A 13,548-nucleotide genomic window follows, 5' to 3' on the forward strand; every position below is an offset into this window, starting at 1 on the left:
GAGTAGGAATTCTTTTTATTTCACAAGCAATGCAATCGCTTGGTACGGTTTTAGCGTCAATTCTTTACTTATCACTGTATCAGAATAGTTATCAATCAGTCTTTCGCCTTCAACAAATTTTTCTGGAAGATCAATTTTAGTTGTCTTTTCATAAAAATTAGTTAAAACAAGTAATTTTTCATCTCCATAAGATCGTAAGAAAGCATAAACTTGTGGATGTTCTGGTGCATAGGCTTGATAATCACCTTCAGAAATCACCAGATGTGTTTTGCGTAGCTGAATTAAGCGCTGATAATAGGCAAAAATTGATTGTTCTTGCTCATTTTTTGCTGCCTCGACGTTGATTTCAGGATAACTGGCGCCCACTTTCAGCCATGGTGTTCCTTCAGTAAAACCAGCATGTTTTTCGTTGGTCCACTGCATCGGTGTTCGTGAATTATCACGAGATTTAGCTTGGATTCTATGAAAGGCTTCTTGCTCTGATAGACCTTTTTCTACTAACATTTGATAAGCATTTTTACTTTCAATATCAACATAATCATCCATAGATGTAAACGCCGGATCAATCATCCCGATTTCTTCCCCCATATAAATATAGGGTGTTCCCCGATTCAGATGGATCAACGTCGCTAACATTTCTGCCCCTTGTTTTCGATAATTTTCTACTGAAACAAACCGGTTCAAAGCTCGTGGTTGATCGTGGTTATTTAAAAACCAAGCATTCCAACCATTCCCCTTACTCATTTCTTCTCCCCACGTATGGAACAAACGTTTTAATTCTTCAAAATCAAAAGCTGGAGTTGTCCACTTATCTCCATTTTCATAATCAACTTTCAAATGATGAAAGTTAAAAGTCATTGTCAACTCATGACGGTTAGGTTCAGTGTATAAAATACAATTTTCAACGGTAGTTGCACTCATTTCGCCAACTGTGATAATCTCTGGATCTCGTCCAAAAGTTTCTTGATTCAACCATTTTAAATAATCATGAGTGATTGGCTTATCCGTATACTCAGGTTTCCCATCATTCACTGGATTGTCTTTCAACACTTCATCTTTTCCAATAACATTGATGACATCAAACCGAAATCCTTTCACGCCCTTTTCCATCCAGAAACGAACGACTTTAAACAACTCTTCGCGAACTACCGGATTACGCCAATTCAAATCTGCTTGAGTAATATCATATAGATGTAAATAATATTTTCCTGTTTCTCCAAAGGGTGCCCATGCGTTTCCACCAAATTTTGAAACCCAATCAGTTGGTTCATCACGAATATAGAAAAAATCTTGATAGTATTTATCACCCGCTAGTGCTTTTTGAAACCATTCATGCTCAATCGAAACATGATTCAAGACCATATCAAGCATAAACTCGATTTGATACTCTTTCCCTTCTTTGATTAATGCTTCAAATTCATCCATCGTCCCAAACAATGGATCAATCGCTAAATAATCTGAAATGTCATAGCCATTATCTTTTTGTGGACTGGGATAAACTGGATTTAACCAAACCATATCAATACCTAACTCATGTAAATAAGGTAGTTTCTCTCGAATACCATTCAAGTCGCCAATTCCATCATGATTCGTATCGTTAAATGATTTTGGATAAATTTGATAAATGACTTTTTCTTTAAATGACATATACTCGCCTCCATTAAATTAGTCGCCTTCGAACTTATATATACAAGTTACTCAAAATTATTATAACTGAAAAGGAAGCGTTTGTAAAACTTACTCGACTACTCTCAATCAGATAACCTATTCTTTTTAGGTACCCTAATTTTCTTTTTTGAAAATCATTCTTAGTTTCTCTTTATCAAATGATTTCGTTTACTTCTTTAACGTTTCATGGGAAAATAACCACAAGATTTAGTTAGGAGTATAAAAAGTTATGGTGAAAAAAAAAGTAACGATTAAAGATGTCGCACAGCGATCCGGTGTCTCGATTGCCACTGTTTCGCAAATTCTAAATGGTAACCAAGATAAATTTAGTTCAAAGACAGTCGAAAAAGTCCTAGCTGCCAAAAATGAACTTGGTTATCAAGCCGATTATTTTGCGCGTCAGATGATTACGAAAGAGACAAAAACGATTGGTGTACTTGTTCCTGATATTACGAATCCTTTTTTCAATCTGCTCATGCGAGGGATCGAAGAAATTTTATATCAACAGCATTTCGTGACCATTCTTTGCAATGCTGACTCTAATCAGCAAAAAGAAGTCCAGTACCTTTCAGAACTAACTCGTCGTGGTGTAGATGGTTTTATCATTGCTTCTTCTGTCATTTCTACTCAGGCAATCAAGCAGGACTTACAACAACAGGGTCGCCCATTTATCGTCTTAGATCAAAAAAAAGCAGAAGAGTTTAGTGACTCCGTGCGTACGGATGATTTTCGTGGAGGCTACTTAGCTGGCACGCACCTGTTCTCTTTAGGGCATCGACAAGTTGCCCTCGTTTACCCAGAAAATCCACCAGCAAATATCCAAGAACGTATCGAAGGGTTTAAATCAGCAGCTGATGCTTATCAAATTGACTATGGTCAACTGCTTCTCATTCCAACAGCTTTTTCAAAACAAGGTGGCTACCAAGCAACTCACCAAATCGTTGGTTCTAAAACAACTGCTATTTTTGCATTGAACGATGAATTAGCATTTGGCTTGTACCGTGGACTAGAGGAATTAGGTAAAAAAATACCTGAGGACTATAGTATTATTGGTTACGATAATGTAGATATGTCTGAGTATGTAAAGCCTAAACTTACAACGATTGCACAACCAATCTTCGAACTGGGTCAAGAAGCAGCGAAACTTTTACTAGAACGTATCCAGCATCCTGAAAAAAAACCGGAAGAAAAACTGCTTCCAGTTCATTTAGAAAAAAGATTTTCAACAGCACCCTTGAAATAGCTTTCAAGGTGTGCTATATTTTAGCCAAGTTATTAAAACGTTTTAATAAAACGTTTTAATCTTTTTTCCTGCAAGGAAAAATGTCATCAACTTTTTGGAGGTTTGAAAAATGAACACGGTTACAGTTATTGGTAGTATCAATATGGATACAACTTTACGTTTACAAAAAATGCCTAAACCGGGCGAAACTATGCACACAAGCGACATCTTCCATTCAGGCGGAGGAAAAGGTGCTAATCAGGCTGTTGCTGCAAAACGTTCTGGTGCAAACACGGCTTTTATCGGCGCAGTTGGCGCTGACAGCGAAGGCACTACTTTACTTGAGTTATTGGCAAAGGAACAGATCGACATCTCAGGTATTTCCACAATCCCTGACACCGCAACTGGTCAAGCAATGATCATGGTTGATGATGCGGGCGAAAATAGTATTTTGATCCATGCTGGTGCAAATAATGCCTTTCATGAAGCAGAAGTTCAGCAACAAAAAGCGTTGATTGAAAACAGTGACTTCCTGATTGCACAATTTGAAAGTAGTTTAGATGCGACATTGGCTGCATTTAAATTTGCTAAAAAAGCTGGAAAAAAAACAATCTTAAATCCTGCACCCGCTCTTGAAACAATTCCAGCGGAACTACTGGCACAAACCGATGTCATTATTCCAAATGAAACTGAAACAGAAATTATTACTGGGATTGAAGTGACAGATGAAGCAAGTTTATTGCAAGCTGCAACTGCTTTTCATCAGCTTGGAATTGAGACAGTGATTATTACTTTAGGAAGTAAAGGTGCCTTCTATCATACTGCGACTGAACATGGTATCGTGCCTGCTTTCAAAGTAAAAGCAGTTGATACTACCGCTGCAGGAGATACGTTCATTGGTGCTTTAAGTAGCCAATTGAATCCAGATTTCAACAATTTACCAGAAGCCATTCGGTATGGTAACCTTGCTTCTTCTGTTGCTGTCCAAAGTTATGGTGCTCAACCATCAATCCCTTATCGTACAGACTTAACATTTGAATAACAGACCACAAACAATGAATGAAAAGGATGGATCTTGATATGAAAAAAAGTAAAGTTATTAATTCAGATATTTCTAGAGTTATTTCACAAATGGGACACTTTGACAAATTAAGTATTGGTGATGCTGGCATGCCTGTACCATTTGGAACTGAAAAAATCGATCTTGCTGTCACAAACGGCGTACCCAGCTTTATGACTGTCTTAGAAAACGTCCTAGAAGAACTAGAAGTTCAATCAATTGAACTAGCAGAAGAAATAAAGACATTGAATCCTGATGTACTAGAGCAAATCAAACAATTGATGCCTGAAACGCCTATCGTGTTTATACCTCATGAGGAAATGAAACAAGACCTAACTCATTGCCATGCTTTTATCCGTACTGGTGAAATGACACCTTATGCAAATATTATTTTGGTGAGCGGAGTGGTTTTCTAATGGAAAAAATCATTCAGCCAGAACAACTTTTATTGTCGGAACAAGTTCAACTTTTGCTTATTCAGTTAGGCGGGAAAAATAATATTGAATCTATCACACCTTGTGCCACTCGATTACGCATTCAACTAAAAAAACAACCAGCAACGGAATCAAAAGAAATTATTCAACAAATTCCCAATGTAAAATATTTCATTCTTTTAGAGAAATATGCAGAACTCATTATGGAACAAGGATTAAATGAAACATATGAAGCCTTAAGTCAACAACTGTATCAAACTGCAACCAAAGAAAAACTGAACCCCATCGAAAAATTATTTGGCTTGATTTCTGAGATCTTTACACCAATCATCCCACTTTTTGCCGGTTCAGGGATTTTAAAAGGATTAGTTGTATTAGCAACGACGCTTGGTTGGTTAAATGAAACTAGCGGAACTTACCATATCTTAGCTGCTGCTTCCAACGCTGTCTTTTATTTCTTACCTATTTTTCTAGCCTTTTCTGCAGCCAAGACTTTTAAAGTCAATGGCTATATTGCTGGTGTCATTGCAGCTGCTTTAATCGAGCCAAATTTAACCAGTCTTTTGACCAACGGAGGGAAAGCTTCGACTGATTTTCTAGGTATCCCCGTGGTACTAATGCAATATACTTCCACGGTGATGCCAGCTATTTTAGGAATTTTCTTTTACTCTTTTGTTGAAAAATTTCTAAAAAAATATATTCGCGAAAGTATGCAATTAGTTTTTGTTCCCTTGCTTTCATTAGTGATTACAGTGCCATTGACGTTGATGGTATTTGGCCCTGCAGGTGTGTACTTGGGTGAAGGATTAGCCGCTGTTATCACTTGGATGATGGATATCAATGGACCAATTAGTGGTGCAATCATTGCTGGTGGATGGAATATCTTAGTGATTTTCGGTATTCAGTGGGCTGTCAATCCAGTCATGATTAGCAACATTTCAAGTTTTGGCTTTGACCGCATCGTTCCATTAACTGGGGCAGCAAACTTTGGGATGGCTGGAGCAGCTTTAGGTGTGTTTCTAAAAAGTAAACAGTCAAGAACACGCTCGATATCTGGCTCGGCATTTGCTTCCATTTTATTAGCTGGCGTCACTGAACCAACTGTTTATGGCATTGCCATTCCTTTGAAAAAACCTTTTATAGCTGCTTGTATCGGTGCTGCAGCTGGTGGCGCGGTCATGGGATTTGCAAAAGTAAAAGCAATTGCCTTTGTTTTTGGCAGCTTGACCACTCTTCCTGCATTCATTTCAAGTACTTTTTGGTGGTACGTCATCGGTCTTGCGGTCAGCTTAGTAGTTGCAATGATCACCACTTTAGTTAGCGGGTTTGATGAAACTTTGATGCCTCAAGAATAACTTTCTCCTCCAAACAATGAGTTTTCTCACTGTTTGGAGTTTTTTTTATTTTTTACGTCCCTTTATTTCACTATTTTTTTTTGTCGAAATGTTCATCTTCTGGTACAATTGGATAGAGTATGCGTATCTTATTTTGAACCACACCTTTTCCCCAACAAAGTAAGAACGATACCCAAAAATTTAAGCCAGACAACTTTTACTCGTAACTATGCCAGCTACTCTGTCAGAAAAGTTGATTCTTTCATTGAAAATGGAGAGTCACTTTACCAGTTAGAGAGTATTTTATGAACTACTTGGATATGAGCAAAAAAAAAAAACAAAAAGGATTAGATGACTATGAAGAATAACAAGGCAATTCGCCTATTAGCAGCTACGTGGCTCATTGCTCCGACTGTCTTATCTACTCAATCCGTTTTTGCAACAGAAGAACAGCCAGTTGCAACGACCGAAAGTTCAGTCGTAGCCTCGGAACAACCTGAGACTAGCACGTCAAACGCGACAACTTCTACTGGTTCTTCCTCTCAGTCAGAGAGCGAAACACCAGCAGAAGCTACTTACACAGCAACAATTAATCCCGCATTGATTGGTAAGATCACTATTACAACAATGGATGGGCAAACTTTATCAATTAATGAAAGTGGTGTCTTAACTGGGTTAACAGAAGGGACACAACTGAACTACAAGATTACACCAAGTGCTGGAGAACAACTTGCATCTGTTCAAATCGATGGTGTTCAAACAGTTGATTACACAAATCAAACATTTGTTGTTGGTAGGGCCAACTTAGTAATCGATGCAACCTTTGAAGCTATTCCTGAGTCTTCAACAGAAGAGCCAACAGAACCTTCGACTGATCCAAGTGAAGGCACAGGTAATACTTCAGACAGCTCAACAGCTCCGACAGAAGAAAGTACCACTCCTGATTCAAGTACTACAGAAAGCAGTAGTACAACAGACTCTTCTGGTAAAGGGAATACATCGAATTCCAGCAATAATAAACCATCAAAGCCTGCTGGATCAACGAATAGTTCACAAAAGGGTTCTAAACCAAACACTGGAAACAACTCTTCAACAAACGTAACACAACCAAAGACAGAAAGTCCTTCTGCTTCAACTTCTGACTTTGTTACAAAAACACCAACAAATGCCGTTTTACCAGCGAATACTACAAGTGTTCAACAGGCAATCGTCAAAGAAGCATACAAATATCTTGGAAGTCCTTATGTTTGGGGAGCAAAAGGCGCTTCAACTTTTGATTGTTCTGGACTAGCTTATTATGTGTACATGCAAGCCACTGGTCATTATATTGGTGGCTGGACAGGTGAACAACAATACGCTGGTACTCAAATTCCAGTTAGCCAAGCACAACCGGGTGATTTGTTATTCTGGGGACCATCTTCTGGTGTGACACATCATGTAGCTATCTACATTGGTAATGGACAATACATTCATGCCCCTCAACCAGGTGATCACGTTCGTATCACTTCTATTGCTGATTACACGCCTGACTTTGCTGTTCGGGTGAACTTAGCTGGTTTGCCAGTAGCATCTGGTTCATTAGCTAATTCTATTGGTTCCTCTGCTTTAGATAATCTAGGTGATTTTTCTTTTTCTAAAAATCAATCAACCGATGATTTTTTAAAGGAAATTGCTGATTTTGCTCAAGAGATTGGACAAAAAGAAGGAATCTACGCTTCAGTAATGATGGCACAGGCTATTCTGGAAAGTGGTTCAGGAAATAGCTTATTAGCTAGCGAGCCAAATTATAATCTTTTTGGAATCAAAGGTGATTTTAAAGGTTCAAGTGTTTCTTTTAACACACTTGAACAAGACGAAAATGGCCAAAGCTATCAAATCAAAGCTCAGTTCCGCAAATACCCTTCTTACAAAGAAAGCTTGGAAGATTACGCTGATTTAATCAAAAATGGTTTATCTGGAAATAAAGATTTCTATAAACCAATTTGGAAATCTGAAGCTAAATCTTACCAGGATGCTACAAAATATCTTGAAGGTCGCTATGCAACAGACAAACAATATTCGAAAAAATTAAATGCGATCATCAAAGCGTACGATTTAACAAAATATGATGAAGCTAAAGAAGAACCGATTAAAACACAAACAAAATCAACTAAACAACTTCTGATTGTACCAACTATTTGGAAAAAGAATCATTTAACGTTTAGTGACGTATTAGATTTACCTATCGTCAAATCTAATATCAATTCACCAGCTTTCCTTTCTGAATTGAAAGTCGCAAATGTTTGGGAATTATGGTATCACTTTACTGTGAATCAGATTCCAGAAACACGAACACTAACAGCTCAATCAAATGAATTACCAATGGTTAGTTTCTTAAGTTTAAACAAATCATTTTGGTTAGACTTTCCACTTTTTAAATAAAGTAAAAGAGCTTCAGACAAGACTTGTCTGAAGCTCTTTTTTATGTCTTCTTTCACTTATTAGATTTTCTGTGCGCCATCCCCAATATGAGCAACATAGAAATCAGGCGCATAACCAATTTTTTCTAGATAAATTTCTTTAACGTTATCTTCAAATACTGGAATCGCCGCTTCTTTCACTAATGCAATCGCACATCCACCAAAGCCTGCTCCTGTCATTCTAGCACCCAAAACCCCTGTTTGTGCTTGCGCTGCTTGAACTAAAGTGTCCAGCTCAATACCTGTCACTTCATAGTCGTGCTGCAAGGAATCATGGGAAGCGTTCAATAGTTGGCCAAATAAAACTAAATCACCCGCTACTAAAGCATCTTTTGCTTTCAACGTTCGTTGATTTTCTGTCACTGCGTGCTTTGCACGCTTTGTTAAAATAGCATCTTTAATCACTTCGCTGTAACGTTGGAATGTTTCTTCATCTAATTCTCCTAATGATTGGATATCGACAACTTTTTGTAGACGTTTCAATGCTTCCTCGCACTCACCACGACGTTCATTATATTTCGAGTCTGCTAGTTCGCGACGTTTATTCGTATTCATGATGACAATTGCATAGTCTCCTAGTTCAGTCGGTACCATTTCATAGACTAATGTATTTGTATCTAATAAAATAGCTTGTTCTTTTTGGCCAAAACCAATTGCAAATTGATCCATGATTCCTGAGTTGACTCCAATAAATTCATTTTCAACTTTTTGACCGATTTTAACTAATTCTAAACGACTGATTGGTAAATCATACAGTTCCTCTAACATGACGCCTACTAGTAGTTCCAACGAAGCACTACTTGATAAACCAGCACCATTTGGGATCGTTCCTTCAATCACAAGTTCAAAGCCGTGAGTAATCGGATAGCCTGCTTCTTGGACTTTTAAAATGAATCCTTTTACATAGTTTGCCCAATTATCTTCTTTTGTATAGTTTAAGTTATCCAAAGAAAAAGTAATTACGCCAACTTCTTCAAAATTTAGGGAATAAACTTTTACTTGATTGTCATCTCGTGGTGCAGCTACACCATAAGTCCCATACGTAATGGATGCTGGAAACACATGTCCACCATTATAGTCTGTATGTTCCCCAATCAAATTGATCCGACCTGGAGCAAAGAAAGAACTAGTTGCTTTTTCTCCAAATAATTTATGAAATGCTGCTGTTACTTCAGCTATTTTTTCCATCTGTATCCCTCATTCATCTATTTTTTTATTTGATATTCCGTCACAAATACACGTGCTTGATTAGGTAAAAGCGTAATATCGCCAAAACTTTCAAATCGTTCTGACCCAGGAGCTTCTTGCGTTTCAAAAGTGATTCCGCCATGGTTCACTAATTTGTCTCCGTGCATAACTGGTGCCTCATCACCAAAATTAGCAGTAAACAAAACGATGCTTCCTGCATTGGTCGCTATTTGGATTGCAACCTTTTTATCAGGACTAGTTAATTTCGCTACTGGATTCATTTCTCTCGTCTTCTGTAAAAAAAATGGATGATCCATTCCACCAACCATTTTAGCTTGAGGAAAGTCACTAGTAAAAACATCTGAAAGTTCTTTTGGTGTTGTAAAATCGAATGCTGTCCCTTTAACTGGTGCTACTTCTCCTTTTGGAATCAAATCTTTTTGTAAAGGAGCAAAAAAGCGACTTGCTAACCACAATTCGTGCTGATCAATTGGTTCAGTTACATCACCGGTTAGATTAAAGTACACATGATTGGTTGGGTTGAATAAAGTCAATTGATCACTAATTCCACGAATGCTCATCCGCCAAACATCATCATTTGTTAAAGTATAGCGCGCTTCTACATCTAAATTACCAGGAAAACCATTATCTTGATCAGGACTTGTTAAATAAAAAATAACAGAAATTTCATTTTCACCCTTGATAATCGTATACGGCCAATTTTTCGTTTCAAAGCTAGGATCTCCGCCGTGTAAACAATGACCTGTTTCTTCACTGATTTTCGCCTGATACTCTTGATTGTCTAAAACAAATTTTCCTTTAGCGATTCGACCAGCTGTTCGACCGATTGTTGCACCGATATATGCGTCTTTTGCAAGATATTCTTCTGCTTGATCAAATCCTAGGATCAATTCCCGTTTTGTTCCATCAATTAACGTCTGTAAATGTACAATTCGTGCGCCAAAATCCGTAACGGCTAATTCTGTTTTTTGATCATTGATCAATGTGATCAAATGAGAATTATTTCCAAATTCTTGTTCTTTGACTTGCATACTGCCGCCCTCTTTCCATTCCATAGTTGATTACTTCATGTTTATTATAACAAGTAATCGCTTTCTTTTTATTGCTATCATGTGATACAAATTTAACTTTTTGTTGCATTTTTTTTCGAGAAAGCGTACCTTGAAGAAAAGGAGCTGAGCAGATGGAACAAACTGTATTTTTACGAAAAGAACATCATTTTTTATCAAGTGAACTTTACTTTAACTTTTGTGGATTTTCTAAAACGATGCCTTTCCACTCTTTTGGACCAGCTATCCGGCAGCATTTTGTCCTACATATCATCTTGGATGGGGAAGGTGTGTATTCGGTCAATCAGCAACAGTATCATCTAAAAAAAGGAGATTTATTTCTCATTCGCCCTGGTGATCAAACTTTTTATCGTTCCGATGTGACCAATCCTTGGGTCTACGCATGGCTTTCCTTTGGTGGAAAAGAAGCTGAGGAACTAATAAAACACTCACCTTTTAAAGAAGATGAGTATACTTTTCGTTCAAATCAGTTAGTTGACTATAGTCAGTTGATTTTAACTTGTTTTGATTATGCACCAGATACACTACTGAACGAAATCAAATTGAACGAGTTATTGTATCGTTTTTTTGAAAAATTGCTAGTAGATGGTGGAAAAAATCACTTAAGTACACCTCAAAATATCTCGCGTTTGACGATTGAAGCAATCGAATATATCCAAGCGCATGCAACAGAGGAACTCACTATTCAAGAAATTGCTGACGCATTATCAGTCAACCGCAGTCACCTCTCTCGCACCTTCCATGAAAATATCGGAGTAAGTGTCAAAGAATGGTTGCTGGGTATCAGAATCAATCGAGCTGCTTTTTTATTGCTGATGTCAGACGATTCAGTTGAAAATATTGCTTTTCAGTCAGGCTTTCATAGCTTAGTTGTCTTTAGTCGGACTTTTAAAAAGAAGACTGGCGAAACACCAACGGCTTATCGCAAACGAGCTAGTCAGAAAAAACATAACAATCTTTCATTAGAATCTGTTATGGAGTTATTAGAACATCAAGCAATCGTAGGCCGAGCTACTTGAGTTTCGCATTAAAAATCAGACTAGAACGAATCATCAAAAATAAAATGACTAGTATATTTTCATTTTTACTTGCACAACACCTAAAGAAAGAGGCTGGGATCATAAACTTTCCCAACCTCTTTCTTTTTGAACTTCGATTAAATAAACGATAAAACAAAACTTGTCAATTTGAAAACCTTCCAAGGTTCAGACGAAAATTCAGAACTTTAGTCTGTTTTGACGTTAAACTACTTCTGCTTCAAACACTTCTAACTCATTTATTTATGCTTGTTTCTTTAAAACGATTCCTGTGTACAACCATGTCGTTATCACATAATAGATAAAGTATAGGACAAAGAAAATTGTAAATGGAATCCATAAGTTATCATAAGGATCACTCATCAATAACTTGAACATTTGTAAGCCGAACAAGACGTGAACAACACCTAAAATACCAGGTGCTAAGAACAAGACACCAATTTCTCTACGAATCGATTGTTTTAATAAACCTTGTCGTGTTCCAATCTTCTGCAACATTTCATAACGTACTTGGTCACTCTTACTTCCTGAAAGAATCTTGAACATCAAGCAACTTGCTAACATCGTCAAGAAGGCTAAACCTAAGAAGAATCCCATAAATTCAAATCCAGAAAATGCACCATTGAATGTGTTGTACACATCTGCTTTTTGAGTAAAGCTATAGTTCACGTCTTGAAGTGCTGGGTTGTTTGTTTTATTTGTTGCTACCAGTCTTTCAATGTTACTTAATTGTTTTTCAAAATCAGTTACTTGAACTAATTGTAGTGACGTTTCTGGTAAATTCAATTGAGCAAATTCTGCTTGCGAAATTAATTTGATTTCTTTTGGTTGTTGTTCAGGCAACTCGTAATCTCTTAAGCTATCTTGAAATTTCAGTTCGTTTGCTAATTGATCGGCAGTGATTTCTTTGTCTTTCGGTTCAACTGCTCGATCTGTGCTTGCTTCTTTAATCAAAAATGGTGTTTGTTCAAACTCTTCTGTCACATAATATATCGTTTGCTCGTCTTCTTTTTGCGTGTAAGAAGCATTTAATTTGGGGGCTAATTTTGTTACTTCTTGTTGGTCAACTTTTTGTGCATTGTTTAGCACAAGATCATAAACAGTAAAGCTATTTGTTACTTTTGAAATTTCATTTCTAAATCCTAATCCAACAGTCAAAGCCCCTAGTGCTAGAGCAAATAGCATTGCTACCATTGAAAGCATTTGTGTATACTCACGAATACGGAAACTTAGTTGTGAAAAAGTAAAGTTGTTTAGTTTTCTTAATGCAATACTATCTGCTTTTTTCAATAAAGATAAGCAGAAGATAATAACGGAATGGAAGATGAAATATGTTCCTAAAACAATAGTAACTAAAGCTACTCCAATTCCAAACAACTGAAATTTCGCTAAGTTTTGCATCATGTAATAACCACATGTTAAGCAGGCAATCCCCAATACCACTTCAAGAAAGAAGAGAAATTTATGTTGTTTCATTTGTGTTGGTGTTTGATCTGCACGAATCAAAGTTAAAATTGGTTTTTTTACAATTGAAAAAGCATTAACAATAGCTGCTAATAAAAATAAAATAGAGAAAAACGCAATTGTAATCAATAATCCATGTACACTAAATGGTGAAAAATTTGAAATTTTAACATTCAATTGTTGGACTAATAAGTGATTGACCACACTCGTTAAACCAATGCCGACAACGGAGCCAACTAACGTTGCTAAAATCCCCACGATAAATGTTTCTGAAAAAATCATTTGTGCGATTTTTCGTCCTTTCGCACCTAACATCATAAACATCGCATAATCTTTTTGACGCATCGTCATTAAAAATGAGTTGGCATAAAGAATATACACAAAGGTGATGATTCCTAATAAGACAGATCCTAAGCGAAAAATGATTACCGTTGAAGCAATTGTCGAATTGCTTTTCAGAAAAGCTTCATTACTTGCCATTGACTCAAACATATAAAAAATTGCTGACGCCATAACTAATCCTGAAAACAAGACTAGATAGTCACGCAAGCGGCTTTTGATACCAGTAAGTGATAGTTTCCAAAGCATATT

Annotated in this window: 10 protein-coding genes; 6 read left to right on the forward strand and 4 right to left on the reverse strand. The window is 36.9% G+C overall.

Features of this window, described 5'->3' with window-relative positions; genetic code table 11:
- Positions 1-15: 15 nt before the first annotated feature.
- The gene (gene treC, locus DOK81_RS11260; protein ID WP_206910940.1) at positions 16-1,647 is read right to left on the reverse strand and encodes an alpha,alpha-phosphotrehalase; all 1,632 of its coding nucleotides are present in this window, start codon (positions 1,645-1,647) and stop codon (positions 16-18) included.
- Between the two features lie 250 nt (positions 1,648-1,897).
- Between treC and DOK81_RS11265 the strand changes: the two genes are divergently transcribed.
- The 5 genes from DOK81_RS11265 to DOK81_RS11285 all read left to right on the forward strand — a co-directional run bounded on the left by DOK81_RS11265 (position 1,898) and on the right by DOK81_RS11285 (position 8,139).
- Positions 1,898-2,911, forward strand: coding sequence for a substrate-binding domain-containing protein (locus DOK81_RS11265; RefSeq protein ID WP_206910941.1), 1,014 nt, complete (start codon positions 1,898-1,900; stop codon positions 2,909-2,911).
- A 109-nt stretch (positions 2,912-3,020) separates the two neighbouring features.
- Positions 3,021-3,932 (forward strand): ribokinase, encoded by a 912-nt coding sequence (gene rbsK / locus DOK81_RS11270; RefSeq protein ID WP_206910942.1) that lies wholly within the window; start codon positions 3,021-3,023, stop codon positions 3,930-3,932.
- Positions 3,933-3,970: 38 nt separating this feature from the next.
- Positions 3,971-4,366: a D-ribose pyranase gene (rbsD, locus tag DOK81_RS11275; protein ID WP_206910943.1), complete on the forward strand. Its 396-nt coding sequence runs from the start codon at positions 3,971-3,973 to the stop codon at positions 4,364-4,366.
- The gene (locus tag DOK81_RS11280) at positions 4,366-5,739 is read left to right on the forward strand and encodes a PTS transporter subunit EIIC (RefSeq protein ID WP_206910944.1); all 1,374 of its coding nucleotides are present in this window, start codon (positions 4,366-4,368) and stop codon (positions 5,737-5,739) included. The genes rbsD and DOK81_RS11280 overlap by 1 nt, the downstream gene beginning before the upstream one ends.
- A gap of 336 nt (positions 5,740-6,075) precedes the next feature.
- A complete protein-coding gene (locus DOK81_RS11285) occupies positions 6,076-8,139 on the forward strand; it encodes a glucosaminidase domain-containing protein (protein ID WP_206910945.1) in 2,064 nt (687 codons plus the stop codon).
- Positions 8,140-8,198: 59 nt separating this feature from the next.
- On the opposite strand, the gene DOK81_RS11290 is transcribed toward DOK81_RS11285, so the two are convergent.
- A complete protein-coding gene (locus DOK81_RS11290; protein ID WP_206910947.1) occupies positions 8,199-9,365 on the reverse strand; it encodes a galactokinase in 1,167 nt (388 codons plus the stop codon).
- Between the two features lie 17 nt (positions 9,366-9,382).
- On the reverse strand, positions 9,383-10,417 hold the full coding sequence (locus DOK81_RS11295) for an aldose epimerase family protein (RefSeq protein ID WP_206910985.1): 1,035 nt from the start codon (positions 10,415-10,417) through the stop codon (positions 9,383-9,385).
- A gap of 152 nt (positions 10,418-10,569) precedes the next feature.
- Between DOK81_RS11295 and DOK81_RS11300 the strand changes: the two genes are divergently transcribed.
- The gene (locus tag DOK81_RS11300) at positions 10,570-11,475 is read left to right on the forward strand and encodes an AraC family transcriptional regulator (RefSeq protein WP_206910949.1); all 906 of its coding nucleotides are present in this window, start codon (positions 10,570-10,572) and stop codon (positions 11,473-11,475) included.
- Between the two features lie 261 nt (positions 11,476-11,736).
- On the opposite strand, the gene DOK81_RS11305 is transcribed toward DOK81_RS11300, so the two are convergent.
- Positions 11,737-13,545, reverse strand: a complete 1,809-nt coding sequence (locus tag DOK81_RS11305) for an ABC transporter permease (protein WP_206910952.1) — start codon at positions 13,543-13,545, stop codon at positions 11,737-11,739.
- Positions 13,546-13,548 lie beyond the last annotated feature (3 nt).

The sequence above is a fragment of the Enterococcus sp. DIV0660C genome (genome assembly GCF_017316125.1).
Classification (GTDB): Bacteria; Bacillota; Bacilli; order Lactobacillales; family Enterococcaceae; genus Enterococcus_B.

Excerpts from the sequence above, each read along its gene's own strand:
- treC (WP_206910940.1), bottom strand. The coding sequence starts at position 1,647 with ATGTCATTTAAAGAAAAAGTCATTTATCAAATTTATCCAAAATCATTT.
- DOK81_RS11265 (WP_206910941.1), top strand. The coding sequence starts at position 1,898 with ATGGTGAAAAAAAAAGTAACGATTAAAGATGTCGCACAGCGATCCGGT.
- rbsK (WP_206910942.1), top strand. The coding sequence starts at position 3,021 with ATGAACACGGTTACAGTTATTGGTAGTATCAATATGGATACAACTTTA.
- rbsD (WP_206910943.1), top strand. The coding sequence starts at position 3,971 with ATGAAAAAAAGTAAAGTTATTAATTCAGATATTTCTAGAGTTATTTCA.
- DOK81_RS11280 (WP_206910944.1), top strand. The coding sequence starts at position 4,366 with ATGGAAAAAATCATTCAGCCAGAACAACTTTTATTGTCGGAACAAGTT.
- DOK81_RS11285 (WP_206910945.1), top strand. The coding sequence starts at position 6,076 with ATGAAGAATAACAAGGCAATTCGCCTATTAGCAGCTACGTGGCTCATT.
- DOK81_RS11290 (WP_206910947.1), bottom strand. The coding sequence starts at position 9,365 with ATGGAAAAAATAGCTGAAGTAACAGCAGCATTTCATAAATTATTTGGA.
- DOK81_RS11295 (WP_206910985.1), bottom strand. The coding sequence starts at position 10,417 with ATGCAAGTCAAAGAACAAGAATTTGGAAATAATTCTCATTTGATCACA.
- DOK81_RS11300 (WP_206910949.1), top strand. The coding sequence starts at position 10,570 with ATGGAACAAACTGTATTTTTACGAAAAGAACATCATTTTTTATCAAGT.
- DOK81_RS11305 (WP_206910952.1), bottom strand. The coding sequence starts at position 13,545 with ATGCTTTGGAAACTATCACTTACTGGTATCAAAAGCCGCTTGCGTGAC.